The organism is Ralstonia sp. OTU4908 (genome assembly GCF_038440115.1).
GTDB classification, from domain to species: Bacteria; Pseudomonadota; Gammaproteobacteria; order Burkholderiales; family Burkholderiaceae; genus Ralstonia; species Ralstonia pickettii.
In genome coordinates, this window is sequence record NZ_JASATD010000008.1 from 1 (window position 1) to 26,079 (window position 26,079).

Annotated in this window: 26 protein-coding genes; 15 read left to right on the forward strand and 11 right to left on the reverse strand. The window is 64.7% G+C overall.

Annotated features, from left to right (window positions below; genetic code table 11):
- Nucleotides 1-57: 57 nt before the first annotated feature.
- The 4 genes from AAHM38_RS09140 to AAHM38_RS09155 form a co-directional block, all read right to left on the reverse strand.
- The gene (locus tag AAHM38_RS09140) at nucleotides 58-777 is read right to left on the reverse strand and encodes an OmpW/AlkL family protein (RefSeq protein WP_015855961.1); all 720 of its coding nucleotides are present in this window, start codon (nucleotides 775-777) and stop codon (nucleotides 58-60) included.
- 204 nt (nucleotides 778-981) lie between these two features.
- The gene (locus AAHM38_RS09145) at nucleotides 982-1,983 is read right to left on the reverse strand and encodes a delta(1)-pyrroline-2-carboxylate reductase family protein (RefSeq protein ID WP_015855962.1); all 1,002 of its coding nucleotides are present in this window, start codon (nucleotides 1,981-1,983) and stop codon (nucleotides 982-984) included.
- 34 nt (nucleotides 1,984-2,017) lie between these two features.
- A complete protein-coding gene (locus AAHM38_RS09150; RefSeq protein ID WP_015855963.1) occupies nucleotides 2,018-2,782 on the reverse strand; it encodes a lysoplasmalogenase in 765 nt (254 codons plus the stop codon).
- Nucleotides 2,783-2,875: 93 nt separating this feature from the next.
- The gene (locus AAHM38_RS09155) at nucleotides 2,876-3,352 is read right to left on the reverse strand and encodes an Lrp/AsnC family transcriptional regulator (RefSeq protein ID WP_009239525.1); all 477 of its coding nucleotides are present in this window, start codon (nucleotides 3,350-3,352) and stop codon (nucleotides 2,876-2,878) included.
- A gap of 138 nt (nucleotides 3,353-3,490) precedes the next feature.
- Here AAHM38_RS09155 and phhA point away from each other — a divergent pair, with 138 nt between their 5' ends.
- Nucleotides 3,491-4,435, forward strand: coding sequence for a phenylalanine 4-monooxygenase (phhA, locus tag AAHM38_RS09160; protein WP_015855964.1), 945 nt, complete (start codon nucleotides 3,491-3,493; stop codon nucleotides 4,433-4,435).
- A 60-nt stretch (nucleotides 4,436-4,495) separates the two neighbouring features.
- Nucleotides 4,496-4,795, forward strand: coding sequence for a 4a-hydroxytetrahydrobiopterin dehydratase (locus AAHM38_RS09165; RefSeq protein ID WP_015855965.1), 300 nt, complete (start codon nucleotides 4,496-4,498; stop codon nucleotides 4,793-4,795).
- An 18-nt stretch (nucleotides 4,796-4,813) separates the two neighbouring features.
- Here the strand turns inward: AAHM38_RS09165 and AAHM38_RS09170 are convergent, their stop codons facing one another.
- Nucleotides 4,814-5,041, reverse strand: a complete 228-nt coding sequence (locus AAHM38_RS09170; RefSeq protein WP_015855966.1) for a DUF3717 domain-containing protein — start codon at nucleotides 5,039-5,041, stop codon at nucleotides 4,814-4,816.
- Nucleotides 5,042-5,116: 75 nt separating this feature from the next.
- On the opposite strand from AAHM38_RS09170, the gene AAHM38_RS09175 reads away from it, so the two are divergent.
- Together AAHM38_RS09175 and AAHM38_RS09180 are read left to right on the forward strand one after the other, a co-directional pair.
- A complete protein-coding gene (locus AAHM38_RS09175) occupies nucleotides 5,117-5,827 on the forward strand; it encodes a response regulator transcription factor (protein WP_015855967.1) in 711 nt (236 codons plus the stop codon).
- A 9-nt stretch (nucleotides 5,828-5,836) separates the two neighbouring features.
- Nucleotides 5,837-7,510 carry a sensor histidine kinase gene (locus AAHM38_RS09180; RefSeq protein ID WP_015855968.1) on the forward strand — a complete coding sequence of 558 codons (1,674 nt, stop codon included), beginning with the start codon at nucleotides 5,837-5,839 and terminating at the stop codon, nucleotides 7,508-7,510.
- Between the two features lie 16 nt (nucleotides 7,511-7,526).
- Here the strand turns inward: AAHM38_RS09180 and AAHM38_RS09185 are convergent, their stop codons facing one another.
- Nucleotides 7,527-8,066, reverse strand: a complete 540-nt coding sequence (locus tag AAHM38_RS09185) for an SET domain-containing protein (protein ID WP_015855969.1) — start codon at nucleotides 8,064-8,066, stop codon at nucleotides 7,527-7,529.
- Nucleotides 8,067-8,700: 634 nt separating this feature from the next.
- Here AAHM38_RS09185 and AAHM38_RS09190 point away from each other — a divergent pair.
- From AAHM38_RS09190 to AAHM38_RS09205, 4 genes are all read left to right on the forward strand, one after another.
- The gene (locus tag AAHM38_RS09190) at nucleotides 8,701-8,979 is read left to right on the forward strand and encodes an HU family DNA-binding protein (RefSeq protein WP_004628548.1); all 279 of its coding nucleotides are present in this window, start codon (nucleotides 8,701-8,703) and stop codon (nucleotides 8,977-8,979) included.
- A gap of 145 nt (nucleotides 8,980-9,124) precedes the next feature.
- Nucleotides 9,125-10,072 (forward strand): DUF2272 domain-containing protein, encoded by a 948-nt coding sequence (locus tag AAHM38_RS09195; RefSeq protein WP_015855970.1) that lies wholly within the window; start codon nucleotides 9,125-9,127, stop codon nucleotides 10,070-10,072.
- Nucleotides 10,073-10,184: 112 nt separating this feature from the next.
- Nucleotides 10,185-11,009, forward strand: a complete 825-nt coding sequence (locus tag AAHM38_RS09200) for a class II aldolase/adducin family protein (protein ID WP_015855971.1) — start codon at nucleotides 10,185-10,187, stop codon at nucleotides 11,007-11,009.
- A 4-nt stretch (nucleotides 11,010-11,013) separates the two neighbouring features.
- Nucleotides 11,014-11,991: a 2-dehydropantoate 2-reductase gene (locus AAHM38_RS09205; protein ID WP_015855972.1), complete on the forward strand. Its 978-nt coding sequence runs from the start codon at nucleotides 11,014-11,016 to the stop codon at nucleotides 11,989-11,991.
- Nucleotides 11,992-12,004: 13 nt separating this feature from the next.
- Here AAHM38_RS09205 and AAHM38_RS09210 read toward each other — a convergent pair whose 3' ends face one another.
- Nucleotides 12,005-12,808, reverse strand: coding sequence for a tetratricopeptide repeat protein (locus tag AAHM38_RS09210; protein ID WP_015855973.1), 804 nt, complete (start codon nucleotides 12,806-12,808; stop codon nucleotides 12,005-12,007).
- Between the two features lie 13 nt (nucleotides 12,809-12,821).
- Nucleotides 12,822-14,876: a bifunctional 2',3'-cyclic-nucleotide 2'-phosphodiesterase/3'-nucleotidase gene (locus AAHM38_RS09215; protein WP_015855974.1), complete on the reverse strand. Its 2,055-nt coding sequence runs from the start codon at nucleotides 14,874-14,876 to the stop codon at nucleotides 12,822-12,824.
- Between the two features lie 349 nt (nucleotides 14,877-15,225).
- Here AAHM38_RS09215 and minC point away from each other — a divergent pair, with 349 nt between their 5' ends.
- The 3 genes from minC to minE are packed head-to-tail and all read left to right on the forward strand — an operon-like array spanning nucleotide 15,226 to nucleotide 17,161.
- Nucleotides 15,226-16,029: a septum site-determining protein MinC gene (gene minC / locus AAHM38_RS09220; protein ID WP_015855975.1), complete on the forward strand. Its 804-nt coding sequence runs from the start codon at nucleotides 15,226-15,228 to the stop codon at nucleotides 16,027-16,029.
- Nucleotides 16,030-16,073: 44 nt separating this feature from the next.
- A complete protein-coding gene (gene minD, locus AAHM38_RS09225) occupies nucleotides 16,074-16,892 on the forward strand; it encodes a septum site-determining protein MinD (protein ID WP_009239512.1) in 819 nt (272 codons plus the stop codon).
- Between the two features lie 14 nt (nucleotides 16,893-16,906).
- Nucleotides 16,907-17,161, forward strand: coding sequence for a cell division topological specificity factor MinE (minE, locus tag AAHM38_RS09230; protein WP_004628536.1), 255 nt, complete (start codon nucleotides 16,907-16,909; stop codon nucleotides 17,159-17,161).
- A 15-nt stretch (nucleotides 17,162-17,176) separates the two neighbouring features.
- On the opposite strand, the gene AAHM38_RS09235 is transcribed toward minE, so the two are convergent.
- Nucleotides 17,177-18,409: a citrate synthase family protein gene (locus AAHM38_RS09235; RefSeq protein ID WP_015855976.1), complete on the reverse strand. Its 1,233-nt coding sequence runs from the start codon at nucleotides 18,407-18,409 to the stop codon at nucleotides 17,177-17,179.
- Between the two features lie 107 nt (nucleotides 18,410-18,516).
- On the opposite strand from AAHM38_RS09235, the gene AAHM38_RS09240 reads away from it, so the two are divergent.
- The 3 genes from AAHM38_RS09240 (at nucleotide 18,517) to ppk2 (ending at nucleotide 21,919) form a co-directional block, all read left to right on the forward strand.
- Nucleotides 18,517-19,950, forward strand: coding sequence for a CoA transferase (locus AAHM38_RS09240; RefSeq protein ID WP_015855977.1), 1,434 nt, complete (start codon nucleotides 18,517-18,519; stop codon nucleotides 19,948-19,950).
- A 60-nt stretch (nucleotides 19,951-20,010) separates the two neighbouring features.
- On the forward strand, nucleotides 20,011-20,868 hold the full coding sequence (locus tag AAHM38_RS09245) for a 23S rRNA (adenine(2030)-N(6))-methyltransferase RlmJ (RefSeq protein WP_015855978.1): 858 nt from the start codon (nucleotides 20,011-20,013) through the stop codon (nucleotides 20,866-20,868).
- A 148-nt stretch (nucleotides 20,869-21,016) separates the two neighbouring features.
- A complete protein-coding gene (ppk2, locus tag AAHM38_RS09250) occupies nucleotides 21,017-21,919 on the forward strand; it encodes a polyphosphate kinase 2 (protein WP_015855979.1) in 903 nt (300 codons plus the stop codon).
- Nucleotides 21,920-22,000: 81 nt separating this feature from the next.
- Here the strand turns inward: ppk2 and AAHM38_RS09255 are convergent, their stop codons facing one another.
- Together AAHM38_RS09255 and AAHM38_RS09260 are read right to left on the reverse strand one after the other, a co-directional pair.
- Complete coding sequence (locus tag AAHM38_RS09255; protein ID WP_015855980.1) at nucleotides 22,001-23,587, reverse strand: inorganic phosphate transporter; 1,587 nt, start codon at nucleotides 23,585-23,587, stop codon at nucleotides 22,001-22,003.
- A gap of 102 nt (nucleotides 23,588-23,689) precedes the next feature.
- Complete coding sequence (locus AAHM38_RS09260; protein WP_015855981.1) at nucleotides 23,690-23,977, reverse strand: acylphosphatase; 288 nt, start codon at nucleotides 23,975-23,977, stop codon at nucleotides 23,690-23,692.
- Nucleotides 23,978-24,265: 288 nt separating this feature from the next.
- On the opposite strand from AAHM38_RS09260, the gene AAHM38_RS09265 reads away from it, so the two are divergent.
- Nucleotides 24,266-26,050, forward strand: a complete 1,785-nt coding sequence (locus tag AAHM38_RS09265) for an ABC transporter permease (RefSeq protein WP_015855982.1) — start codon at nucleotides 24,266-24,268, stop codon at nucleotides 26,048-26,050.
- The last annotated feature ends 29 nt before the right edge of the window (nucleotides 26,051-26,079 follow it).

The window sequence follows — 26,079 nt, forward strand, 5'->3', positions numbered from 1 at the left end:
TTGGCAACAAAAAAGGCGTGCCGCTGTGGCACGCCTTTTTGTTGACGCGGAAACCGCTTAGAAGCGGTAGCCGACGTTCAGGAAGGTCACGACCGGGTTGATCTTGATCTTCGCTTCGCTCACGACGTGGACGCCGGTCGCCGTCGTGCTGTCGATCGTTGCCGTGGTCTTGAGCGGCAGGTACGACACCGACAGGCCAACGAACCAGTCCTTGGTGATGGCGTAGGTGGCACCCACGTTCAGCACCGGGTTCAACGAACCATCGGTCGACACGTTGCTCTTGCTGCCTGGGCCAGCCAGCTTCGTCTGGAAGGCGCTGTTCGTGATCTTCTCGTCGGAGAACCACGTGTAGTTCAGGCCCAGACCCACGTACGGACGGAACTTGGTGTCGGCGTTGAAGAAGTACCACTTCGCCAGCACGGCCGGGCTCCATTGCTTGGCCGAGCCGATTTCGCCGTAACCCGACAGCGCGCCGGTGCCTTCGATCTTGTGGCGCGGCGGAATGCCACCCACCAGCTCAACGGCAATGTTGTCGGTAAAGAAATGCGTGAAGGCGAGACCAACGGTATCGGCTTCCTGAATCTTGGCGCCCGTGCCGGACTGTGACTGATTCACCGGGATACCGCCGATGCTCTTGACCACCAGCGGGTCGCTCGAGCTGTTCGGCATCACGCGGAACCAGCCGAGGCTGACGATGTTGCTGCCGGCAGCTTGTGCGTGCGCGGCGGTGGCGAGGATCATCCCGGCGGCAGCCGCCAGTGCTTTTTTATAGGCCATCTCTGTATGTGCTCCTGTGTCAGACGCATCCGACGTAAACGTGATCAATACGTTTGCGGTGCGCTCTACGTCTCCTCCCAGGCGGAAGGGATGGCCATTATCCCGTGTGATTGCCTTGGCTAGAACCCTTTTTCTAGAGGTTTTCTGTTACAAGCAGTGCCTGACATCGGCCAGCGGCGGGCGTCTTGAGCACATGCTAGGTTTTTAAACAGTTCTGGATTTGGATAGCGCCAGCACGCAGGCGGCCAGATCCCACAGGGCACTGCCCACGCTCTTGAACACCACGGGCGATATCGGCGCAGGCTGCGTAAGCGTGTCGGGCGGCATATCGATGCACTGTTGTAATGGCCGCACACGCGACCACGGCACGCCGGCCTGCAGCAGATCGCCGGCTTCGGCTTCCAGGTCGACCAAGGTATCGGCGTATAGCCGATCGACCGCTGCGGCATGCACGCAAAGGCGCGGCGGCAGCTCGGCCATGTCGGGCCGAAACGCGCCAACAGCAGCGATGAAGTGATGCGCGCCCCACGCATAGCCAGCGGGGTGGCCAGGATCGCCCAAATCAGGGAGTACCGGTTGCGATGACGGTGTTGCCGTGACGACCAGCGGTGTCTGCGGCAGCATGGCACGAGCAGCATCTGCCACGCCCGCCGCGTCGCCGCCCGCCAGCGCCGTGGCGTCCATGCCGAGCGCGCGTGCGTAGTCCGCCAGCCCATCGGCGCTTGCAGCCGTGCGCGCAATGATGGTGACGCGACGCGTGCCCAGTCCGAAGCGGAAGGCCTCCAGATGTGCGCGGGCCTGGGCACCGGCGCCGATCAACAGGAGATCCCCCGCCGGCTCAGGCGCCAGCAAGCGCGCCGCCAGCAACGACACGGCTGCTGTTCGGTGCGCGGTCACGGTCGGGCCATCCAGCATCAGCCGGCGCTCGCCGGTGCGGGCGTTCATCACCACCACCTCGCCGTGGATCGCCGGCAAGCCCTGCCCAGGGTTGTGCGGATGCACGGTGATCATCTTGGTGATGGCGATGTCGGCGTTGCACGCGGGCATCAGCAACAGACTGCCCCCGCCCGCCACGGGCATCACAAGGCGGGCCGGCGCCTGGGCACGGCCTGCGCGCGCGTCGCGCAACACCTGGGCGATGGCATCGGCCAAGGCGGCATATGGCAAGCGGGCTGCCGTGGTGGCAGCGTCGAGGGTCTCCAGCATCGGGCTCCCGCGGCGGAAGAAACGTCGGACGGACTTATGCAGCGGCGCGACGCGGCGGCGGTGTGCGGCGCGTGAGCAATCCCGCGCTGATGAGCAGCTGCGCAGCGGCGTAGCTCCACCAGATCGCCAGCTCGTGGTCGGTGAACGGAAAGACGAACACGCTGATACCGATCATCGCGTCGGAAGCCGCGAAGGCGAGTGCGCCCCACGCCGTCAGCGGCCCCGGCAGGCGCGCCAGCAATGCCGCGCACACCATCGCCGACAGCACGACCATGTAGGCAATCACCGGCCCCTTCAGTTCGCCCAGGCCCGGCCAGTACCACAACAGCATGCCGATGGCCACGCCGATCATCACGCCCACACCGATCATGCGGATGGCCGACGACACGCCGCGCAGCCCCACCAGCACCCGCAGATAGCACAGATGCGCCAGCAGGAAGCAGCCCAGCCCGGCCATGAACGAGAACGCGAGCCCCGGCAGAGCGAGCCACAGATCCCCGAGTGCGGAAAACATCATGGCGCCGATCAGCCAGCGCCGCTCGCGCGGAATCTCGTGCAGCGATGCGGCGCGCGCCAGCAGCAGCGCCATCAGCATTTTCCACAGCGGCTGCGCGACGATGCGACCGACCAGGGGGGTGCCGGGCGGTACATCTACGGCCACCATGGTCAGCATGCCGCCGTAGGTCACGCCTGCCACGGCAGCAGCGACCCACCACGCGCGAACCCGTGCCGGCATGCCGTAGCCGCCTGACAGATGCGCCGGCGCGTGCGCCGGATGCGTGGTGTGCCCTTCAACCATCGTGGTCTCCCGCCCAAGACAGGCGTTTCATATCAGCAAAGTCATGTCGGCTTGCAGCGTGACACGCCGAGCACCCTGGCGCAAGGCGCGAATTTACCCACCAAGGTGGGATAGCGGCAACGCGCCATCCCTCTTCAGGGCTGTCAGTACGATATTGGAACGCACGTTATCCACACCCGGCACGCGCATCAGCTTGCGCATGACGAATTCCGACAGTGCGGGCAGATCCGGCACCACCACGCGCAGCATGTAGTCGGCGTCGCCCGCCACGGAATAGCATTCCTGCACCGCATCGAGCAGGCTGATCTCTTCATGAAAGCGTTCGACGATGGCGTCGCCGTGGTGCGCCAGCTTGACGCTCGCGAACACCGTCACGCCCAGCCCCAGCCCGGTCGGCGAGAGCACCACCCGGTAGCCCTCGATCACGCCTTCCGATTCAAGCCGCGCCAGGCGCCGCCCGACTTGGCTGGCCGACAGGTGGACTTGCTCCGAGAGCTGCTGATGCGTCGCACGCCCATCGCGCTGAAGCGCCGCTAACAAGGCCAGATCGAAGGCATCAAGCGAAATCATGCACACCTCCTGCGTTGACAGGCTGCATTCTGCATGATTTCCGCAAACAACGTGCAATGTGTGGCGGTTTTGCGGCCAACCCGCGTCGACGCGCCCCTACACTGGCCGGACTCTGATTGCACAAGATCGACATTACAAATGGCCATCGCAACCAACGCCCCCGATGCAGCGCAAAACGCCGCCCCGGCCGGCTTCAACGGCACCCTGACCGATAAGCTGCGTGAACAATTTGCCGAAGGCCTGGACGGCCAGACGCTGCGCGCTGATTTCACCATGCAGCAGCCGGTGCACCGCTACACCGCTGCCGATCACGCAACGTGGCGCACGCTGTACGACCGGCAGGAAGCGCTGTTGCCGGGCCGTGTCTGTGATGAATTCCTGCAAGGCCTGTCGACACTGGGCATGAGCCGCGATGCTGTGCCGTCATTTGACCAGCTCAACGAAACGCTGATGCGCGCCACCGGCTGGCAGATCGTCGCGGTGCCGGGCCTGGTGCCGGACGAAGTGTTCTTCGATCACCTCGCCAACCGCCGCTTCCCCGCAAGCTGGTGGATGCGCCGCCCCGATCAGCTCGATTACCTGCAAGAGCCGGATTGCTTCCACGACATCTTCGGCCACGTGCCGCTGCTGATTAACCCGATCTTTGCCGACTACATGGAAGCCTACGGCAAGGGTGGCCTGAAGGCCGCGCGCCTGGGCCAGCTCGACATGCTGGCGCGCCTGTACTGGTACACGGTGGAATTCGGCCTGATCCGCACGCCGGCCGGCCTGCGCATCTACGGCGCGGGCATCGTGTCGAGCAAGAGTGAATCGGTGTACGCGCTGGATTCGGCGAGCCCGAACCGCATCGGCTTTGACGTGCGCCGCATCATGCGCACGCGCTACCGGATCGACACGTTCCAGAAGACCTACTTCACCATCGACAGCTTCGAGCAGCTGTTCGATGCCACGCGTCCGGATTTCACGCCGCTGTATCAAGAACTCGCCGCGCTGCCGACCATTGGTGCGGGCGATTTGGTGGAGGGGGATGTGGTGCTGAATGTGGGCAACCGCGAAGGTTGGGCAGACACGGCGGACATCTGAGCGCAGATCGTGGCGCGCTGACTATACTGCGCGCATTCAAGACAGAACTTCGCCCCCATCATGATGCCGACCCTGAACGACGACCAACGCAAGGCCCTCTTTGCCGAACTGCCCGGCTGGACGCTGCAGAGCGACCGTGACGCCATCGAGAAGACTTTCACCTTTGCCGACTTCAACGCCGCCTTCGGCTTCATGACGCGCGTGGCGATCAAGGCCGAGCAGATGAATCACCACCCGGAGTGGTTCAACGTGTGGAATCGCGTGGACATCACGTTGTCCACGCATGATGCGAACGGGCTCACGCACCGTGACGCCGATCTCGCGCGCTTTATCGAGCAGGCCGCGAAAGGCACGAAGTAACGACCGCAATGCTGGCGCTCAGCCCCGTGTGGCTGCGCACCACGCTTCATAGGCCGCCCGCGCCTTGTCGCCCAATTGCTCAGGGGCGATGCGGGTGGCGCCTTGTACAATCATCAGCGCATACGGCTTGGCCAGCGCCGACGCCTCGGCACACAGCCGCAGTTCCTCGCCTTCGGCGGGCGAACGGGCACGCCAGAAATTGATGGCGGCCTCCAGATCGGTGATGGTGAGCAGGGCATCGGTCATCCGCGCATTGTAGCGCTGCCCAATCTCGCCGATTGTCCCTTTTTGCCCTTTCCGCCCGCACTCTGGATCGAGTCAATGCGCATCCTGCTGATTGAAGACGACCGTGCCATCGCCAGCGGCATCCATGCCGGGCTCACGCAAGCCGGGCACCGCGTGCATGTCGTTCATGACGGTGTCTTCGCCACTGAACAACTCACCCGGCAGACCCACGATCTGGTGATCCTCGATCTCGGGCTGCCCGGCATCGACGGCATGACGCTGCTCTCGCAATTTCGGGCGCGCGATCGCGTGACACCCGTGCTGATCCTGACCGCCCGCGACGGCCTGCTCGACAAGGTGAACGGCCTGAACGCGGGCGCGGATGATTACCTGCTCAAGCCGTTCGAGATGCTCGAACTCGTGGCGCGCGTAGGCGCCCTGCTGCGCCGTCGCAATGATTCGACCGAGCCGGCCGCGCGGCCCGACATCCTTGTCGGACGGTTGCGCATGAGTGGCGTGGAGCGCCGCATCTTTGTCGATGCCGCACCGCTGGAACTGTCGCCGCGCGAATTTGCCGTGCTGGAGTTGCTGATGCTTCGCCAAGGCCGGGTGGTCAGCAAGGTGCAGTTGCAGGAACACCTTGCGAGCTTCGGCCACGCCATCGGCGAAGCCAGCCACGACGTGGTGGGCGACACGGCCATCGAAGTCTATGTGCACCGCGTGCGCCGCAAGATCGAACATTCCGAGGCAGAGATCGTCACGGTGCGCGGCTTCGGCTATTTGCTGCAGGCACGCGCGGCAGCGTAGGTCTCGTCCATGTTCAAGCGCCACCGTCCCGCCTCGTCGTCGGCTTCAGCAGCACCGGCCAAGGGCGGCAACGGTGCGATCAGCCTGCGCCTGCATCTGTTGCGTGCGCTGGCGACACCGCTGTTCGGCCTCATTGTGGGGACCGGCGCGCTGTCGTACTGGCTCGCCGCGCATTACACCGCGCAGGTGTTCGATCGCGCATTGGTGGGGGTGGCGAACACGCTGGCTGAGCAATTGCGCATCGCCGGTCCGCATGTGCCGGCGGCCAAGCTCTACGACATTGCTCTCACCGCCCAGACGCTCGTCCAGAACAGCGGCGAAGACCGCATCTACTGGCGCATTTCCGGCCCCACGGGCACCCTCGTTGGGCGCGACACGCCATTGGGCTACGGCTCCGGCCAAGTCCGCATTGGCGATGCGCGCGTGTTCTACAGCTGGATCGACGGCAAACAGGTACGTGCGGTGCATCTGCTCGTGCCGGGCGTGAGCGCGGAGGTGCCCAAGCCGCACTCGCCGCGACAACCTGTACCGCCCGATCCCGAAGACGATGTCACGCGCCCTGCGCTCGCGCCCACGCAGGCGCAGACGGCACCTGCGTTCAACCCGTCCAACCCGCCCGATGCCATGCAGGCCGAGGGCGGCATCGTCGTGGAAGTGGCGGAGCTGCTGGACCATCGCGATACGGCCGCCAAGGAAGTGCTGCTGTCGGTGTCGATTCCATTGATCGTGCTGCTGGCAATTGGCGGGCTGATTCTTTCACTCGTGCTCAAGGAAGAACTGCAGCCGTTGCAGACGCTGGCCGATACGCTCAACAAGCAGAGCGCGCGTTCGGTGACACCGCTGCCGGCGGAATCGGCCGAACGCGTGCCGGCCGAACTGCAGCCGCTCATCAACGCGATGAACGCGCTGCTGGCCCGGCTGCGCGACGCACTGGAAGCGCAGCGCACCTTCATCGCAGACGCGGCACATCAACTCCGCACGCCGCTGACCGCGTTGAAGCTGCACGCCGATCGCGCTGTCGACGCCAAGACATTGGACGATGCCCGCCCCGCGCTGCTCGAGCTGCAATCGGGTGCGAACCGCGCGGTGCGTCTATCCAACCAGTTGCTCACGCTGGCGCGTGCCGAGCCAGGTATGACGCTGGACCAACTGGGCACGCCGATGCGCGTCGATCTCGTCTCGCTGGCGTTCGATACCGGCGCCGAATGGGTGCCGCGCGCGCTTGCACGCGGGCTGGACCTGGGCTTCGAGCCCTGGCCGCACGACGCCACGCTGCCGGGTTCCTTGCAGGCACCGGTGCTGGCCAATGCAGTGCTGCTGCGCGAAGCCATCAACAACCTGCTCGACAACGCCATCAAATATGTGCCGGCCGGCGGACGCGTAACCTTGCGCGCCGGCATGGAGGCCGACGCGGCATCCAAGTGGTGGGGTGTGGTGAGTGTGGAAGACAACGGCCCCGGCATTCCACCCGAGCGGCGCGGTGAAGTGTTCCAGCGCTTCTTCCGCGGGGATGCGGACCACCGCCCTGGGCAGCCGCAAGGCAGCGGCCTGGGCCTGGCCATCGTGCACGACATCGTGCGTCTGCACGGCGGCACCGTTGCCATCGATGATGCAACCGCGCGCGATGGCAGTCGCGTGATGCGCTTCGTGTTGCGTCTGCCGCTGGCAGACGACGCCGTCTGAACGACGAGCGTTCGACTTACTTCTTCTTGGTCTTCTCGGGCGGCGCCAGCATTGTGCCGCGGCATTTCTTGGCGCCGCAGCGGCACGCGAACTGTTCCTTCAGTGCCTTGGTCTGCCGGCCCTCGATGACGAGGCCGTAATCGTAGAACAGCTCTTCGCCAGGTTCGATATCGCGCAGCGCGTGAATGAACACGCGGCCATCCTCTTCCCGCGCTTCGCAATTCGGCTTGCAGGCGTGGTTGATCCAGCGCGCGCGGTTGCCGCCGAACTTGGCGTCGATCACGCTGCCGTCTTCCAGGCTGAAGTAGAACGTGTGATTCGGATCGGACGGGTCATGCGGATGGCGGCGCAGTGCCTCCTTCCACGTGATGTGCTCGCCCTTGTATTCGATGATCTTCTTGCCGCGTGCGATCGCGACCACGGCATAGACGCCGCGTCCGTGCACGCCAGATTCACGCACCTCGATGCGATCGCGGCGCCGCAGTTTGGCCGGCGCTTCCGTCGCGGGCGAGGACTCAGCCAGAGCCGGCGTGGCATCAGGGGACGTGCGTGTCATTGGGAAATAGCGCTGTAAAGCGAAACAAAAACGTCGATCAACGAAGCCGTGAGCCTACACCAAAAGCATGGCATCTCGACACGTGCCGCACCCCCATGCTGCCCCGTCAGTGTGGATAACTCGGCCTGCAGCTGTGGATAACTACCGGCAAAGGCTGTTGGCTGTCTGTGGCTGCCCTGTCGACGGTGTGGGCACAAGTGACGGGGTTGCCAGTCGGGCGGTCGGAAAAATCAGCAAGCTATCCACCTGAGGACACACGCGGTACCCTCGGTTTTGCGTGCAACAAGTGCTTGAACATAAAGCGCTTTTTCCACTTATCCACAGAAACTATCCACCGTTATCTACTACTACTATCTGTATACATAAGAAAAAAGGTATACCAACCGATCGACTTGCGTCGAACCTATCTACGAGCAGACAAGCCAACGGCAAACCAGGACATCAATCGTCAACATTGATGTGATGGGATCGCCTCGCAACGTAGGCCCCATGCGGGTTTGCGGAACCCGGATGCCAGGCGCGGTTACAAAGCTCACGTGCCGGCGCTGTTCGCATGCCGGTATCATGTCGCCCTTGGAGCCATCCCCCGGACGCTCTGTTGTGTGTTTTATCTACTCTTGAAGGGAGTCAAGCAATGACGAAAACCGAACTGATCGACGCCATCGCCAGCGGCGTAGACGGTCTGACCAAGGCCAAGGCAGAGCAGGCACTGAACGTGACGCTGCAAGCCATCATGGAATCCGTTGGCAAGGGCGATGCGGTCAGCCTCATCGGCTTTGGTACCTTCAGCCAAGGTGAGCGTGCCGAGCGTATGGCCCGCAACCCGCGCACCGGCGAAGAAATCAAGGTCGAAGCGGCCAAGACGGTCAAGTTCAAGGCCGGCCAGAAGTTCAAGGACGCTGTCAACGCCTGATGTAATGACAGCCCTCGGCGCAGCCAGCCTGTCTGGTGAGCGCCAACGACTTGGCATGCCATTGCATGCGTGGATCGACCGCAGCATTGGCATACCACGTCGGAAGGCCTGTCTCCCCGTCAGGCCATCCCTTCTCCCCTCTTTCATGTCCCGCCCTTTCCTGCGCAATTCGCTCGCTCTGCGCATTGCCCTGCCGCTTGTCTTGATCGCACCGGTCTTCTGGTTTGCCGGTTGTGCGACGCCGCCTGCGCGCCCGCAAGCTGAACCGCTGCCCGACAACGAAATCGTGCAGACGCGCCCAGGTGCCACGCCGCGCGAAAAGATGATCGAGATTGCCCTGACCGAATGGGACCGGTGGGGGCGCCAGGTGGTGCGTGTGGGGCGTGACGATACGTATTGCGTGGCAGGTGGCGGTTTTCCTGACCAGCCGCAAGGCCGTTGGCTGACACCCGACGACCCGACGCCCGCCCCGTCCGATGAAGAAAGCGGTACCGACATGCCGCTGCCCAAGGCGGTTGCCGCGCCTGCTGCACCAGCCCAGGCACCCTGCCTGCGTTATCCGGACGGCACGGGCGGCGAAGCCACCGCGCGCGGCTGCATGCTGGCCAAGCGCTACTGGGGCATCGTCGGCAAGACACCGACCTGCCAGCAGTTGACCACCGGCGGCTGGGCTTGGTCTGCGGTGTTCATCTCGTGGATCATGCGCAAGGCCGGCCTGCAGAACGATCAATTCCTGACCGGCGCCACGCATGCGGAATATGTGACCGACGCGCGCGATCATCTGCTCAAGCATCCCGCCTTTGTCCTTGAGCGCACACCGGCCGTGCCGCGTCCGGGCGACCTCATCTGCACCGCACGCGGCGCCGATCGCTTCATGACGGATCCGGCGGAGATCCAGGCCGGCAGAACGCCCATGCACTGCGACCTCGTCGTCGAGGTGGACCCGGTGCGCCATGAGGTGAAATCGATTGGCGGCAACGTGCAGCAATCGGCTTCGATGAGCATTACCGAGCTGAACGACGCCAACCAACTTGATCCGTACACGAATTCGGTCATGCAGTGGTTGGTGATCCTGCGTAACCAGCTGCCCTAGCAGACAGCGGATGTAACGTGGTTTGACGTTCGGCGCAAATTCATTAACATGTGAATCACTAAAGCGCCGGCAACCCGACCGGCGCATGGCCCCTGCGATCAGGAGACAGGTCATGACGGTGTTTTCGCTTTCGCCCGATTCCGGTTCGGACATCCAGGCCCATCGCCCGACCTGGTGCGGCCCAAGAGAATGGGGGGCGCGCGTGAAGCTGGCGGCGTGCTATCGCATCTTTGCGCAGCTGGGCTGGACCGAACTCATCTACAACCACATCACGCTGCGCCTGCCACCCGAAGATGGCAGCGCCGACGATGGCGGCCCGCATTTCCTCATCAACCCGTTCGGCCTGACCTATGCAGAGGTTTGCGCGTCGAACCTCGTGAAGATCGACCTGCAGGGCAATGCGCAGCGCGCGCCGGGTCAGCCGGACTGGCCCGTCAACCCGGCCGGCTTTACCGTGCATGCCGCCATTCATGCGGGTATTCCGGGTGCGCATTGCGTGATGCACACCCACACGACCGCCGGCATGGCCGTCGCCTGCGCGCGCGATGGCCTGTCGATCAGCAACTTCTATGCGGCGCAGTTGCACGGCAAGGTCGCGTATCACGACTTCGAGGGCATCACCGTGCATGCCGATGAAGGGCCGCGCCTGGTCAAGAATATCGGCGATAAGCCTGCCGTGATCCTGCGCAACCACGGGCTGCTGGCCTGGGGCGATTCAATTGCGCGGGCGTTCGCGGTGTTGTGGCTGCTCAACCGCGCGTGCGAGATCCAGCTCGCTTCTACATCGATGGGCCCTGTGCTGGAAATCCCTGAAGCGATTGCGCGCAACTGCACGCGCGATTCGTTGCAGTTCAACCCAAACTTTGGCGCAGGCGAAGATGTGTTTGCGGCCCTCACCCGCACCATCGACCGCATCGATTCTTCCTACCGAACCTGATCACATGACACGCATTTGCATCGTGGGCGCCGGCGCTGTCGGCGGCTATCTAGGCGCGAAGCTCGCGCTGGCCGATCAACCGGTCAACGTGCTGGCGCGCGGTGCGACGCTTCAGGCATTGCGAGCCGAAGGACTGCGCCTGACCGAAGACGGCAACACACGGTCTGTGTCAGTGCATGCGAGTGACGACGCGCATGCGCTCGGTGTGCAAGACGTCGTGATCGTTGCCGTAAAAGCTCCCGCCATGGAAAGCGTGGCGCAAGGCATTGCTCCGCTCATCGGCCCCGAGACCTGTGTGGTGGTCGCGATGAACGGCGTGCCATGGTGGTTCTTTGACCGGCACGGGCCGCTGGAAGGCCTGCGCCTTCAATCGGTGGATCCACACGGACGCATCACGCAGGCCATTCCAACGAAGAACGTACTGGGTTGCGTGGTGCATCTGACGTGTTCAACGGCGGCACCAGGACACGTACGTCATGGGTTCGGTAAGCGATTGATTCTTGGCGAACCCGCAGGCGGCATCTCACCGCGCCTGGATGCACTCGGTGCGCTCTTTGAACGCGCTGGTTTGCAGATCGAACGCAGCGAAGCCATTCAACGCGATATCTGGTTCAAGCTGTGGGGCAACATGACGATGAACCCGGTGTCGGTGCTTACGGGCGCGACGTGCGATCGCATTCTTGACGATCCGCTGGTCAGTGCGTTTTGCCTGGGCGTCATGGAAGAGGCCAAAGCGATCGGCGCGCGCATCGGCTGCCCGATCGAGCAGAGCGGCGAAGAACGCAGCGCGGTGACGCGTCAACTCGGGGCGTTCAAGACGTCGATGCTGCAGGATGCAGAGGCCGGACGCGGCCCGCTGGAGATCGATGCGCTGGTGGCGTCGGTGCGGGAGATCGGCCAGCATGTGGGCGTGCCGACGCCGCAGATTGATGCCCTGCTGGGTCTGGTGCGCCTGCACGCCCAGACCCGCGGGCTATACTGAAGAGAACGCTCTATTACGGCGCGAGCGCAGGATGCTTCAGCGCATGTGCCGTTTCAATCCACTGCTGGTGATACGCGGCATCGTCGCGCTTGAGACCCAGTTCGCCGTTCTGATACGCCATCGCCAGAGCTTGCACGGCCTCCGGCAATTCGTGCTCGGCGGCGTCCTGGTACAACGCCAGCGCGCGGGCTTCATCGCGTGGCACACCATCACCGTCGCGGTAGGCATTCGCCAGCATGAACATCGCTGCCGGAATCTCGTGGCGGGCAGCACGATCAAACCAGTGTGCAGCCTGTGTTGTGTCGACAGCCGTGCCGTAGCCGCTACGATACATCACGCCCAGGTAGTACGCCGCGGCCGCGTCGCCCTTGTCAGCGGATTGACGCAGCAGGCGCAGGGCGCGCGGATAGTCGCGCTCCACACCGCCGGTGCCGAGCAGCAGCGCCTTGCCCAGCGACAACTGCGCACGCGCATCGCTTGTTGCAGCGGTTTCCAGCCAACGCATCCCTTCGTTGCGCAAGGTGCCGTCGTGCGCGCTGAGCAAGGCTTCGCCCAACGCTGACTGCGCCGGCACGGAGCCGCTGCGTGCGCGCTGACGCAATTGCTGCAGCGCCTCGGGCTCCATCGCTTGCACGACCATTGCGCGCCACGATTCCAGCTGCGTGGCATCGACGGCGGGTGCCTGGCGCGCATGCGACAGCCAACCGCCTGCCGCCACGATGATCGCCAGCGCGGCGGCCACGGTGAGCATCGGCACCGACTGTCGCGGAGATTCCATGGCCGGTGCACCCGCCCATGCGGAACGAAGAGATGGCATCGTCGGCTCCTGCTTACTGCGTCAGGTCGATCTGGTACACCGCCAAGCCCTTGCCCGAACCGTCATCCGCAGCCACCTGTGTGACGTTGGTGATGCCGGCGGCCGTGGCGCTGGCCAGCTTGTTGGGCGCAGACGTGAACTGCACCTGCGCCACCGACGTCGCCAGCTTCGTAAAGCGCCAGCTACGCTGCGAGCCGTTCGTCGCACGCTTCACGCTGCCGATCTTCTTGATGTAGCTGATCAGCACGTCACGGTTGGCATCGGGCGACGCATAGATCGTCTTGCTGCCATCCAGGCCGGGGAAGTTGCCGCCGCCGCTTGCGCGGTAGTTGTTGGTCGCCACGATGAACTGCGCTGCCGGGTCGAGTGCCACGCCCTTGTACATCAGGTTCTTGATGCGGCTACCGACTGGCTGCGTGACGTCAATCTCATACGTCAGGTCCGGCGTGGTGAACATGTCGAAGTTGTAGCCCGGGAACGTGCTCACCAGCTTCTGCACCGTCGCTTGCGTCGGGTCGATGGTGTTGAAGCGCTTGGCTGCCGTTTCCAACCAGTTCTTGATGTCGGAGCCGGCCACCTTCACCGCGTAGACCGTGTTCGGATACAGGTACAGGTCAGCTGCGTTGTTGATCGCCAGCGGGCCGGCTGCAACATCGGTGAAATCCGTACCGCCGCCAAAGCCGCTCTTGAATGGCGCGCTTACCGACAGCACCGGCAGCGACGCGTATTGCGGCAGGTTCGCCTGGACATAGTCGGACACATACTGGGCCTGCGCCTGGTTCACGATCTCGATCGCGCCCGGGTCGCCCACGTCGGCAAAGTACGTGCTCATGTTGAAGTCGGTGCTGCCCACCGGCGTCTTCACGTAGTTGATCGTCGCCTGGTGTTCCGTGGCAATGGCGGCCGAGACCGTCGGGTCGGCGGCCACGTACGTCTTGTCGGCGTTCTGGATCGAACGCGCTTCCACCGTGGTCTGCGTCTTGTCGACGACCCAGTTCGTGCCGTTGAACGTCAGGCCCAGCTTGATCACACCGAGGTGCTTGCCCCAGTAATTGGCCATCACGGTCGGCACGCCGTTCACGGTGCCGGCCACCTTGTCTACACCCGGCAGGTTGAACTGGCTGACCGTGCTCTTTGCATCCGGGAAGAGCTGGTGCGAGTGGCCGATCAACATGGCATCGATGCCCGGCACGGTCGACAGCCACCAGCTGCCGTTTTCCATCGTCGGCGAATACGTCGAGTTATCCAGGCCGCCGTGCGAGATCGCCACCACCAGGTCGGCGCCGTTCGCGCGCATTTCAGGGATGTACTTGGCTGCCGTTTCCTTGATGCCGACCGTATAGACCTTGCCGTCGAGCCAGCGCTTGTCCCAGCTTGTGATGGTGGGCGGCGTGAAGCTGATGATGCCGATCTTGACCGGTGCGCTGATCGTGCTGCCATCCGGCGCCGTGGCGGTTACCGTCTTGGTGATGATCGTGTACGGCTGGAAGAGCGGCGCGTTGGTCTTCGCGCTCACCACGTTGGCCAGCACCTGCGGGAATGCCGGGCCTGCGCATTTCTTCTGCGTGGCCGGATCAGGCAGGCCATCGACGTTGAACGTATTGCCCGTAACCTGCGACAGATACGGCAGGCCATAGTTGAACTCGTGATTGCCGATGCCGCCGCCGTCGAACTTGGCAGCGTTCATCACCTTGTAGATCGCCAGCGTCTGGTCGCACGTGACCGGGCTCACCATGGCCTGGTAGTCCGACAGCGCGGTGCCCTGGATGGTGTCGCCGTTATCCAGCAGCAGCGTGTTCGGAAACTGCGCACGTGCTTGGTTGATGAGCGTCGCCACGCGCTCGAAGCCGAGCGAATTGTCGACCGCAAGCTTGAAATAGTCGTACGACAGCACGTTCGTGTGCAGGTCGGTCGTTTCCAGCACGGCCAGCGTGGCCTTGGTGCCCGCGGGGGCAGCGCTGGCGGCAGGCGTGGTCGGAGTATCGTCGCTGCCGCCACAGGCAGCCAGCGACATCGACAAGAAAACAGCAAGCGGCAACGCCGCCGAACACAATGGTCGGACTCGCATGAACTTCTCCCTGAAGTCTATTTTTTGGTATGCGAACTACGGACTGCGGATTGCGAAATGCGATTGCTGATGAAGCCAATGACACGCAGACGCGCACGCAAAACCGGGGGAACCGTTTGCGCAACGCGAGAGGACTACCGACTGGACCGGGGGGCTCAGGAGCCGAGAAGTATCGAAAGCGCGCATGACGATGCCGTGACCGTCGGATGACATTTGCGCGTGGCGTCCACCATGCGGAGATCGGCGCCGGCTGTGCGTCTCAGCCGGGTGGCGGATCGGCGGCCCCAAAAAATTCAAGGCGCTTCGTCAACAACGTTAGAATGAGCCCATTTTTCCGCGTAGCCGTTCTATGTCCCAGAAGAAAGCGCCGCTGTTCGAGATCCGCAGCGGCACCGTCGATGCCCTGCTGCTGTCGCCGCGCACCGCCGACATGGACGCCCTGGCCGCCGAACTCACGCGACGCTTTGCCGACACGCCGGAGTTTTTCTCCAACGACGTCATCGCCATCGATGTGCGCCGTCTGGCGGAAGACGAGCGCCTGCCCATCGACCGTTTGGTGGAGACCCTGACCGCGCTGCGTGCCCGCGCGATCGGCGTGGTTGCCAGCCCCGAACAAGCCGAGTGGGCCCAAGCCTTTGGCCTTCCGCTGCTCGATAGCCACGGCCGACGGCCGCGTGGCGGAAATGACGTCAAGGACGCCAAAGACGCCGACAGCAACGACGCGCCGGACGCACAGGATGCGCCCGAGCACGCCAAGGCCGCTGAAGCCCCCGCCTCCACTTCCGCTGTTCCTCCCGCCGATGCCGTGGCCATGCAGCCAGGCACGATGATCGTCGATCGCCCGCTGCGCTCCGGCCAGCGCATTTATGCGCGCGGCGACCTCGTCGTGCTCGACCTGGTGAGCGACGGCGCCGAGGTGATCGCCGAGGGCAACATCTACGTGTATGCCTCGCTGCGCGGCCGTGCGCTGGCAGGTGTGAAGGGCAACCTGGACGCGCGCATCTTCTGCACGTGCCTGGAGCCCCAACTGATTTCCATCGCCGGGATCTACCGCACCGGCGAAACCCCGTGGCCCGACGCCTACGCCAGCAAGCCTGCGCAGGTCCGGCTCGCGGACAACACGCTGGTTTTCGAACCGTTGCGGATGAAGTGACGCACCCCGTGCGCCGAGCGATTTAACTTACAGAGTTACGAGCCATGACCAAGATCATCGTAGTCACCTCCGGCAAGGGCGGTGTCGGCAAGACGACCACCAGTGCGGCGTTTTCCGCCGGCCTTGCGCTGCGCGGCCACAAGACCGCCGTCATCGATTTCGACGTCGGCCTGCGCAACCTCGACCTCATCATGGGCTGCGAGCGCCGCGTCGTGTACGACCTGATCAACGTGATCCACGGTGAGGCCAACCTGAACCAGGCCCTCATCAAGGACAAGAAGTGCGAGAACCTGTTCATCCTCCCTGCCTCGCAAACGCGCGACAAGGATGCGCTCACGCGTGAAGGCGTCGAGAAGGTGATCGAAGGCCTGAAGGAAATGGGCTTCGAGTACATCGTCTGCGATTCGCCGGCCGGTATCGAATCGGGTGCGCTGATGGCGATGTACTTTGCCGACGAGGCGATCGTCGTGACGAATCCGGAAGTCTCTTCGGTGCGCGACTCCGACCGCATCCTGGGCATCCTGTCGTCCAAGTCGCGCCGCGCGGTAGAAGGCAAGGAGCCGATCAAGGAACACCTGCTGCTCACGCGCTACAACCCGAAGCGCGTGTCTGAAGGCGAGATGCTGTCGCTGACCGACATCCAGGAAATCCTGCGCATCAAGCTGATTGGCGTGATTCCGGAATCCGAAGCTGTGCTGCAGGCGTCCAACCAGGGCCTGCCCGCCATCCACCTGGAAGGCTCGGACGTCGCCAACGCATACCACGATGTGATCGACCGCTTCCTGGGCAAGGAGAAGGAGCTGCGCTACGTCGAATACAACAAGCCGGGCTTCCTGCAGCGCCTGTTCGGCGGCGGAAAATAAGGAGACGCACATCCATGTCGATTCTGTCTTTCCTGCTGGGCGAGAAGAAGAAGACTGCAAGCGTTGCCAAAGAGCGCCTGCAGATCATCCTCGCCCATGAACGTACCGCCAGCGGTGCGCCCGCCGACTACCTGCCCGCGCTGCAACGCGAGCTGGTGGCCGTGATTTCGAAGTACGTGAAGATCGGCAACGACGACATCAAGGTCAACCTCGAGCGCCAGGACAACCTGGAAGTGCTTGAGGTGAAGATCGAGATTCCGCAGGCCTGACCTCGGCCTGCGTCGTTACCTGACGCGAATGATGCGGCCCACCGGTGCCTCCGGCGCGGCCGGCATCGGCCCCACATAGGCGGCTCTCGGGCGGATCAACTGCCCCGCCGCGCGCTGCTCCAGCGCGTGCGCAATCCAACCGGCCGTACGGCCCGCAGCAAACAGGCCAAAGCCTGAACCCTCCGGTAGCCCCAGCACGCGGCGGATGGCCACCAGCGCGAAATCCACCGATGGCCCATCGCCCGTCAACCCGGCCACGGCGTCCATCACCGTCTGCAGCCGCTTGCGCACCGCGCCCGTCTTCGGCAAGTGCGCCAGGATTGCACCCGCGCGAGGGTCGGCCTGGCGATACAGCGGGTGGCCAAAGCCGGGCAGCGCATCGCCGCGATCCAGCCGGCGCCGCAATGCCGTTGCCACGGAGCGCTCGCTTTCCAGTTCACTCAGCAAGGCCTCCACGCGCGCCGTGGTGCCGCCATGCCGGCCACCGGAGAGTGCAGCGAGCCCCGCACTGACCACCGCGCCCAGGCTGGCGCCGGTCGATGCGACAACGCGCGCCGCAAAGGTCGAAGCATTGAGTTCGTGATCGGCGCAGAGGACCAGCGCAACCCGGATGGCCTCGGCGGCGTGCGCGTCAAGGTTCCATGCCTGCTGGCATTGCAGATGCACGGGTGCGGTGTCTGGCTTGCGGCCGAGCATGGCGGCAAACACCACCCGCAGGAGGGCACCGGCATCGCGCGCCGTGCGTGCGGAATCCTGGCGCCACGCAGCTTCGTCGAGTGCCGGCAAGGCAAGCGTGCACAGCGCCATGCAGCGTTGGCGGATGTCCGCGTCTGCCAACGACGTGAGCGCCGCGTACCAGCTCTTCGGCAACACCGGCGCGGGCGCGTTGAAGGCGGCGGCTTCTTCGTATTGCCACAGGTGCGCCGCAACGGCCTCCAGCGTGGCCCGTTCGGCCAATCCCACAGCAGGCGTGCCGCGGTAGAACAACTGCCCGTGATCGATCAATGTAATGGCCGATTCCATGACCGGCAGGCCCCAGTCCAGCGCATGGCGTACCACCTGGCGCGGGCGCCGTCCGCCGGAACGCTGATCGGCGAGCCGGGCCACATCGGCCTCGCGGTAGCGGCTGCCGCGGCCGTCGGGCGAAGGGTATGCTGCCAGCAGGCCGCGGCTCACATAGGCGTACAGCGTGGGGCGCGAAATATGCAGGCGCTCGGCGGCTTCGGCGGCATTGAGGTAGGTGGTCATCGGGCCGGATGAAGTGGGCGGCAATCGAGGTTGATCAGTCTAGTCAATGTTGACGCTATCTGCGGTGCGGGACTGTAATGGGCGCACCTTCTTTGCGGAGCCCCGCTATGCCGTCACCTGTTGCTGATGTGGTTGATCCTTCCATGCAGACTGTCAGCCCGACCGACGCACTGAGCCAATTGTGGACCGTGCTCGGCCAGCCGGCCGATGTGCTGTCGCGCGCCACGCTCGCGGGCACGGAGCCGGCGCTGCCGTCGTCGTTTGCCGTGGGCACGCTCGCGCAGAGCACCATCGCTGCCGCCGCGCTGGCAGCGGCGCAGGTCGACACGTTGCGCAGCGGGCGGCAGCAGACGGTGTCAGTCGATATGCAGCACGCTACGCTGGAATTCCGCTCGGAGCGCTATTTCCGGGTCGATGGCCAGTTGCCGCCCGAACCCTGGGACAAGATCGCCGGGCTCTACCGCTGCGGCGATGGCCGCTGGGTGCGCCTGCACACCAACTTTGCGCATCACCGTGACGGTGTGCTGAAGCTGCTCGGCTGCGCGTATGACCGGGCCGCCGTGGCCGCCGCGCTGAACCAATGGAACACCGAGGCGTTTGAGGAGGCGGCCGCGCAAGCGGGCATGGTCGTCACCGCCGCGCGCACGTTTGAAGAGTGGGACGCGCACCCGCAAGGCATCGCCGTCGCAAGCCAGCCGCTGATGACGATCGAACGGATTGGCGATGCGCCACCGCAGCCGCTGGCGGCGCATGCCGACGGCCGACCGCTCTCGGGCGTGCGCGTGCTCGATCTCACGCGCGTGATTGCCGGGCCGGTCTGCGGGCGGACGCTCGCAGCGCATGGGGCCGATGTGCTGCTCGTCACGGGGCCGCATCTGCCTGCCATCCCGCCGCTGGTGATCGACACCGGGCGTGGCAAGCGCTCCGCGCAGCTTGACCTGCGCGATGCGGCCGGGGCCGCGCAACTCCGCACGCTGCTGCGCGACGCCGACATCTTTGTGCAGGGGTATCGGCCCGGTGGTGTGGCAGCGCTGCAGTTTGGCCCCGAGCAGGTCGCGGCCCTGCGCCCGGGCATCGTCTACGTGAGCCTGTGCGCCTACGGCTATGAAGGCCCCTGGGCCAATCGCCGAGGCTTCGATTCACTCGTGCAGACCGCCAGCGGTTTCAACTGGGCCGAAGCGCAAGCCGCCGGTGAGGCCAAGCCGCGTCCGCTGCCCGCACAGGCGCTGGACCACGGCGCCGGCTACCTGATGGCGGCTGGCGCGATGACGGCGCTCGCACGCCGCATGACGGAGGGCGGCAGCTGGCACGTGCGTGTGTCGCTCGCGCAGACGGCGCATTGGCTGCGCAGCTTCGGCCGCATGGCCAACGGGGTCGATGCGGCCGACCCACGCTATGAAGAGATCGGTGCGTATCTGGAAACGTCGCCGTCGGGTTTTGGCGCGCTCACCGCGCTGCGCCACGCGGGGCAGCTCTCCGACACGCCGCCGCACTGGACGCTGCCCAGCGTGCCGCTGGGGACGCATCCCGCGCGGTGGTAGGATTCGCGCCTACCGTTTTCTCCGCCCGCGCTTGATACTCCGGGCGCACATGGCCCGCCGATGCTCAGTTACCGTCACGCCTTCCACGCCGGCAATCACGCCGATGTCCTCAAGCACGCCGTGCTTGTGCAGATGCTCGATTACCTCACGCAGAAGGACAAGCCGTTCTGGTACATCGACACGCACGCCGGTGCCGGCCTCTACGCGCTGGATCACGAATGGGCGCAGAAGAAGGCCGAATTCGATACCGGCATCGGCCCCTTGTGGCGTGCGGCCGAAGGCGGCGAAACGCTGCCGCCGTTGCTCGATGCGTACCTCGACCAGGTGCGCGAACTGAACCCGAACGGCGAACTCCGGCACTACCCCGGATCGCCGTGGCTGGCGTGGCAGATGCTGCGCGATGCCGATCGCCTGCGCCTGTTCGAGCTGCACAGCTCCGAAATCAAGGTGCTGTCCAACAACTTCCGCGGTGCAGGCCGCAAGGTCATGCTGTACGACGGCGACGGCTTTGCCGGCATCAAGGCGATCCTGCCGCCGCCGCCGCGCCGTGCGCTGGTGCTGATCGATCCGTCCTTCGAAGACAAGCAGGATTACGCCCGCACCGTGCAGGCCCTGCAAGACAGCCTGCAACGCTTTGCCACCGGCATGTATGCGGTCTGGTATCCGCTGGTGCAGCGGCGCGAAGCCGCGCAATTTCCCTCGCGCCTGAAGCAGTTGCGCCCCAAGGATTGGCTGCACGTCACGCTCACGGTCAGGCACCCGGTCGAGGGCGGCCTGGGCTTGCACGGCAGCGGCATGTTCATCGTCAACCCGCCGTGGACGCTGAAGGCGCAACTGCAGGAAGCCATGCCCGCGCTGGTGCGCCTGCTCGGCCAGGACGACGGCGCCAAGTTCATGCTGGAAGGCGAATCCAGCTAAGCCTTTGGGCGGCGTGACGCCCGCATGTCACTCCCCTGCCACATGCCCGTGCTACCTAGTCGGGCTTAGACTTGCACTGCGCTGTCCGTGCGCAGCGCCGCCTCTCGGCAACATCGGCACTATCCGCAAGATCGGCAGGAGCAACACCATGAGCGAACGCGACGCAGCCCGGCAGGCGCGCCTGCAGGAAGACCTCCTCGACACGCTGGACGAGGAGCTGGAAATGGAAATCGACGACCACCTGCTCGGCGGCGGCGAAGCCATCAGCGAGGAAGCCCGCGAAACGCGGCGCATGTACTTCCGCGAGCTGTTCCGCCTGCAAGGCGAACTCGTCAAGCTGCAGGACTGGGTGATCGAGACCGGCCACCGGCTGGTGGTGATCTTCGAAGGGCGCGATGCCGCCGGCAAGGGCGGCGCCATCAAGCGCATCACGCAGCGGCTGAACCCGCGCGTGTGCCGCGTGGCCGCGCTGCCGGCGCCCACCAACCGCGAACGCACGCAGTGGTATTTCCAGCGCTACGTAGCGCATCTGCCCGCCGCGGGTGAGATCGTCCTGTTCGATCGCAGCTGGTACAACCGCGCCGGCGTCGAACGCGTGATGGGCTTTTGCACCGACGAGGAATACGAAGAGTTCTTCCGCTCCGTCCCCGAGTTCGAAAAGATGCTCGTGCGCTCGGGCATCCAGATCGTCAAGTACTGGTTTTCGGTCACCGATGAAGAGCAGGAAGTGCGTTTCCAGAGCCGCATCGACGATCCGCTCAAGCAGTGGAAGCTCAGCCCGATGGATCTGGAAAGCCGCCGCCGCTGGGAAGCCTATACGCGTGCCAAGGAAGTGATGCTCGAGCGCTCGCACATTCCCGAATCGCCGTGGTGGGTCGTGCTGGCCGACGACAAGAAGCGCGCGCGCCTGAACTGCATCCACCATCTGCTGGGGCAGGTGCCTTACCACCCTGTGCCGCATCCGCCGGTGCTGCTGCCCGAGCGCGTGCACCATGCGGAGTACATCCGCCACCCGGTACCGGAAGACATGATCGTGCCGAACGTGTACTGAACCGGCGGCAACGCCATCAGAGAAACAAAAAGGGGCGGCCTGCGCGGTCGCCCTTTTCGTTGAATGCGCGCGTTCAGATATTCAGAAGATCGCGCGGAACAGCCAGTACAAGCCGCCCGCCAGCAGGATCGATGCGGGCAGCGTCAGCACCCAGGCCAGCAGCAGGCTGCGTACGGTATTCCACTGCAGCCCGGAGCCATTGGCCGCCATCGTGCCCGCCACGCCGGACGACAGCACATGCGTGGTCGATACCGGCAGGCCATATGCATCGGCCGCGCCGATCGTCACCATCGCCACCAGTTCGGCCGACGCGCCCTGCCCGTACGTCAGGTGCTGCTTGCCAATCTTCTCGCCCACAGTGATGACGATGCGCTTCCAGCCCACCATCGTGCCCAGGCCCAGCGCGATCGCCACGGCCACCTTCACCCACGTGGGGATGAACTTCGTGGCGTGGTCGAGCTGCTGCTTGTAGTTGTCGATGATGGCCTGGTCGTCCTTGGCAATGGCGGGCTGGCCGCTCTTCTTGAGCAGGCGGATGGCCTCGGACGCCAGGTACATGTTGTTGCGCACGTTATCCACTTCGTTCTGCGGCACGGCGGCAATCGAGCCCGTCTCGCCGACCTGCGCGGCGATGCTGTTCGTCAACGCCTGCACGGCCGGCAGCGTGGCCGACGTCAGCACGCGCTTCTGCACATAGGCCTCCACATCGGCGCGCGGATTGGCCGACGGCGCCACCCCGTTGGTGTATTTGCCGAAGGTGGCCGCAGTCTGATGCGACACCGCCAGGAAGGTCTGCGTCTCGGCCGGGGTGACGGCGCGGTTGAGCGCGTAGACGGTGGGCACCGTGCCGATCAGGATCAGCATGATCAGGCCCATGCCCTTCTGCCCGTCGTTGGAGCCGTGCGCGAACGACACGCCCGTGCACGTGAGGATGAGCAGCGCGCGGATCCAGAACGGCGGCGGCTGGTTGCCCTCGGGCTCGGCATAGAGGGCGGGCACGCGCACTGCGGCCTTCAGCACCCACAGCAGCAGCCCCGCCAGCAGAAAGCCGACGATGGGCGAAAACAGCAGCGACTTGCCCACCCCCAGCGCCTGGCTCCAGTCCACGCCACTGGTGCCGTTCGCGCCGTGCAGGAGCTGGTTCATCAGGCCCACGCCGATGATCGAACCGATGAGCGTGTGCGAGCTGGAAGACGGCAACCCCAGATACCAGGTCGCCAGGTTCCAGATGATGGCCGCGATCAGCAGCGCAAACACCATCGCAAAGCCCGAGTGGCTGCCCACCTGCAGGATCAGCTCCACCGGCAGCAACTGCAGGATGCCGAAGGCCACAGCGCCGCTGGACACCAGCACCCCGGCAAAATTCCACGCGCCCGACCACACCACCGCCAGGTGCGGCGACAGCGAATGCGTATAAATGACCGTGGCAACCGCATTGGCCGTGTCATGAAACCCGTTGACGAACTCGAAGCCCAGCGCGATGAGCAGCGCAATGCCCAGCAGCACGAACGGCAACGCCGAGCTGGTCGATACGCCTTCCAGATCGGTCACCAGATGACTCACCACGTAGGCGGCGCCACCCGCCAGCATCAGCAGGAAGGCTGCAATACCAAGGTTGCGGAAGCGTCCGGGCACGGCACCGGGCTGGACGGAGAGGGGATGCGACATGACGGGTCACCAGGAAGGGGGCTGGGTGACCGATTCTAGGAGCCGAGCTTGTGCGCTAGGTGACGGTTTCGTGTCGAATCCGTGTCCGTTGGTTGCCAGACATTACACGGTGGGGCGGATCTCGAAGCCGGGCCCCGGTGCCTCATGGTCGCCCGTGGCAACGTCCAGCTGCGTAACGTGTGCGCTGTCCGGCCCTTCCCACATCCATTCCCGCATGCTGAGCACATTGGCCTCCGGGCCCGCCAAGAAGGCCTCCACCGCCCCGTCGCGGCGATTCCGTACCCAGCCGCGCAAGCCAAGCAGACGGGCGCGGTGGGCACACGCCGCGCGGTAGCCGACGCCCTGCACGCGGCCTTGTACGGTAACGATCACTCGTGCAATGGCGGACATGGCGGGCCTCCGAAACAAACGGCAGATGATGTGTTGGGTAAAACATGACAAGCCGGCGTTGTCGCATCTCTGTCACATTTCTGGAATGTGACGTCGTCAGACTGACAACCGCGCGGCGGGCTCTGACGTTACGCAAGGTAAACTAGGCGGCTTGCCGCCGGGTGCCAAGCAACGCTTCAGCTAAGCACTGCGCCCAGCCCCGTAGTACGCCATGCCATGTATTGCGCTTCGGCCCCAGGCCTTGAGGCGCCCGAAATTCATCCGCGGTTTCCGTCCCGGTTATCCAAGATGCAGCAGAACGACAACGAAACCACCATCCGGGGCCGCTTGGGTACCACCTTCGGTACCAACTTTGGCGTCAACTTCGGCAACCTGCTGACGGCGCCGCCCAACCGCTTCGACCTGGCGCTGCTGCCGATCATCCTGGCCGCCATCGTGCTCGTGGCGTATGCCGCCAAGCAGATGAACGTGCCATACACGCCCGGCGAACACCTGGACGTCAGCCTCGACGTCATTGAACTGCCCTATTACCTGCTGCGCACCAGCATCCGCATGCTGCTGGCGCTGGGCGCGTCGCTGGCGTTCTCGTTTGCGTTTGCCGCCATCGCGTCCAAGAACCGCACGGCCGAGAAGGTGATGGTGCCGGCGCTGGACATCCTGCAATCGATTCCGGTGCTGGGTTTCCTGTCGATCACCGTCACGGGTTTCATTGCGCTGTTCCCGGGCAACCTGGTGGGCGTGGAATGCGCGGCCATCTTCGCCATCTTCACGTCGCAGGCGTGGAACATGGCGTTCTCGTTGTACCAATCGTTCCGCACCATCCCGACCGACCTGGAAGAGGCCGCCACGGTGTTCCGGCTGTCGAAGTGGCAGCGCTTCTGGCGCCTGGAAGTGCCCTTCGCCATGCCGGGCCTGCTGTGGAACATGATGATGTCGATGTCGGGCGGCTGGTTCTTCGTGGTGGCGTCGGAAGCCATCTCGGTGTCGGGCCACGACATCAAGCTGCCGGGCATCGGTTCGTACATCTCGCTGGCGATCCAGCAGCAGAACCTGCCGGCCATCGGCTGGGCCATCCTGGCCATGCTGATCGGCATCATCCTGTACGACCAGCTGCTGTTCCGCCCGCTGATCGCCTGGGCAGACCGCTTCCGCTTCGACACGATGTCGTCGGAGCGCGAGCCGCAATCGTGGCTGCTGGATCTGCTGCGCCGTTCCGAGTGGGTCAAGGCACTGCTGGAGCGCACCGCTGCCCTGGCCGAGCACACGCTGTCCTGGGGGGCCGAACGCACGCGGCCCACGGCTGCCGGTTCGAACGGATTCCTGCCGCGCTTCCCGTGGTCGCACCGCGTGGCCGATGTGGTCATCATCCTGGCCGCGCTGATGGCGGTGGCGCACGTGCTGCAGTTCGTGCGCTCCGAGGTGGGCTGGGCCGAGGTCGGCCATGTCTTCTGGCTCGGTTTCCTGACCATGCTGCGCGTGATCCTGCTGATTGCGCTGGCCGCGCTGGTGTGGGTGCCGATCGGCATCCGCATCGGCCTGAACCCGAACGTGGCACGCATCGCCCAGCCGGTGGCGCAGTTCCTGGCGGCGTTCCCGGCCAACCTGATGTTCCCGCTGGCGGTCATGCTTATCGCGCGCTTCGCGCTCAACCCTGAAATCTGGTTGAGCCCGCTGATGATTTTCGGCACGCAGTGGTACATCCTCTTCAACGTGATTGCCGGCGCGTCGGCCATCCCGACCGAACTCAAACTGGCGGCCCGCAACTTCGGCCTGCGCGGCTGGCTGCTGTGGAAGCGCTTCCTCATTCCCGCCGTGTTCCCCAACCTGCTGACGGGCCTGGTGACGGCCGCCGGCGGTTCGTGGAACGCCAGCATCGTCTCCGAATATGTGTCCTGGGGCGACCGCACGCTCGTGGCGACGGGCCTGGGCAGCTACATTGCCGAGATGACCGCCAAGGGCGACTTCCCGCGCATTGCACTCGGGATTGCCGTGATGAGCCTGTTCGTGGTCGGCTTCAACCGGCTGCTGTGGAACCGCTTGTATGACATAGCGCAAGAGCGCACCCGCCTGTAACGACGACGACTTTTCAGCAGAGAACACAC

What these genes read in the sequence shown, in the direction of transcription:
- AAHM38_RS09140 (WP_015855961.1), bottom strand. Translation starts at nt 777, where the DNA reads ATGGCCTATAAAAAAGCACTGGCGGCTGCCGCCGGGATGATCCTCGCC.
- AAHM38_RS09145 (WP_015855962.1), bottom strand. Translation starts at nt 1,983, where the DNA reads ATGCTGGAGACCCTCGACGCTGCCACCACGGCAGCCCGCTTGCCATAT.
- AAHM38_RS09255 (WP_015855980.1), bottom strand. Translation starts at nt 23,587, where the DNA reads ATGTCGCATCCCCTCTCCGTCCAGCCCGGTGCCGTGCCCGGACGCTTC.
- AAHM38_RS09260 (WP_015855981.1), bottom strand. Translation starts at nt 23,977, where the DNA reads ATGTCCGCCATTGCACGAGTGATCGTTACCGTACAAGGCCGCGTGCAG.
- phhA (WP_015855964.1), top strand. Translation starts at nt 3,491, where the DNA reads ATGGCCATCGCAACCAACGCCCCCGATGCAGCGCAAAACGCCGCCCCG.
- AAHM38_RS09150 (WP_015855963.1), bottom strand. Translation starts at nt 2,782, where the DNA reads ATGGTTGAAGGGCACACCACGCATCCGGCGCACGCGCCGGCGCATCTG.
- AAHM38_RS09190 (WP_004628548.1), top strand. Translation starts at nt 8,701, where the DNA reads ATGACGAAAACCGAACTGATCGACGCCATCGCCAGCGGCGTAGACGGT.
- AAHM38_RS09155 (WP_009239525.1), bottom strand. Translation starts at nt 3,352, where the DNA reads ATGATTTCGCTTGATGCCTTCGATCTGGCCTTGTTAGCGGCGCTTCAG.
- AAHM38_RS09240 (WP_015855977.1), top strand. Translation starts at nt 18,517, where the DNA reads ATGCCGTCACCTGTTGCTGATGTGGTTGATCCTTCCATGCAGACTGTC.
- minC (WP_015855975.1), top strand. Translation starts at nt 15,226, where the DNA reads ATGTCCCAGAAGAAAGCGCCGCTGTTCGAGATCCGCAGCGGCACCGTC.
- AAHM38_RS09210 (WP_015855973.1), bottom strand. Translation starts at nt 12,808, where the DNA reads ATGCCATCTCTTCGTTCCGCATGGGCGGGTGCACCGGCCATGGAATCT.
- AAHM38_RS09195 (WP_015855970.1), top strand. Translation starts at nt 9,125, where the DNA reads ATGTCCCGCCCTTTCCTGCGCAATTCGCTCGCTCTGCGCATTGCCCTG.
- AAHM38_RS09185 (WP_015855969.1), bottom strand. Translation starts at nt 8,066, where the DNA reads ATGACACGCACGTCCCCTGATGCCACGCCGGCTCTGGCTGAGTCCTCG.
- AAHM38_RS09170 (WP_015855966.1), bottom strand. Translation starts at nt 5,041, where the DNA reads ATGACCGATGCCCTGCTCACCATCACCGATCTGGAGGCCGCCATCAAT.
- minD (WP_009239512.1), top strand. Translation starts at nt 16,074, where the DNA reads ATGACCAAGATCATCGTAGTCACCTCCGGCAAGGGCGGTGTCGGCAAG.
- AAHM38_RS09205 (WP_015855972.1), top strand. Translation starts at nt 11,014, where the DNA reads ATGACACGCATTTGCATCGTGGGCGCCGGCGCTGTCGGCGGCTATCTA.
- AAHM38_RS09245 (WP_015855978.1), top strand. Translation starts at nt 20,011, where the DNA reads ATGCTCAGTTACCGTCACGCCTTCCACGCCGGCAATCACGCCGATGTC.
- AAHM38_RS09265 (WP_015855982.1), top strand. Translation starts at nt 24,266, where the DNA reads ATGCAGCAGAACGACAACGAAACCACCATCCGGGGCCGCTTGGGTACC.
- AAHM38_RS09180 (WP_015855968.1), top strand. Translation starts at nt 5,837, where the DNA reads ATGTTCAAGCGCCACCGTCCCGCCTCGTCGTCGGCTTCAGCAGCACCG.
- ppk2 (WP_015855979.1), top strand. Translation starts at nt 21,017, where the DNA reads ATGAGCGAACGCGACGCAGCCCGGCAGGCGCGCCTGCAGGAAGACCTC.
- AAHM38_RS09235 (WP_015855976.1), bottom strand. Translation starts at nt 18,409, where the DNA reads ATGACCACCTACCTCAATGCCGCCGAAGCCGCCGAGCGCCTGCATATT.
- AAHM38_RS09175 (WP_015855967.1), top strand. Translation starts at nt 5,117, where the DNA reads ATGCGCATCCTGCTGATTGAAGACGACCGTGCCATCGCCAGCGGCATC.
- AAHM38_RS09165 (WP_015855965.1), top strand. Translation starts at nt 4,496, where the DNA reads ATGATGCCGACCCTGAACGACGACCAACGCAAGGCCCTCTTTGCCGAA.
- AAHM38_RS09215 (WP_015855974.1), bottom strand. Translation starts at nt 14,876, where the DNA reads ATGCGAGTCCGACCATTGTGTTCGGCGGCGTTGCCGCTTGCTGTTTTC.
- minE (WP_004628536.1), top strand. Translation starts at nt 16,907, where the DNA reads ATGTCGATTCTGTCTTTCCTGCTGGGCGAGAAGAAGAAGACTGCAAGC.
- AAHM38_RS09200 (WP_015855971.1), top strand. Translation starts at nt 10,185, where the DNA reads ATGACGGTGTTTTCGCTTTCGCCCGATTCCGGTTCGGACATCCAGGCC.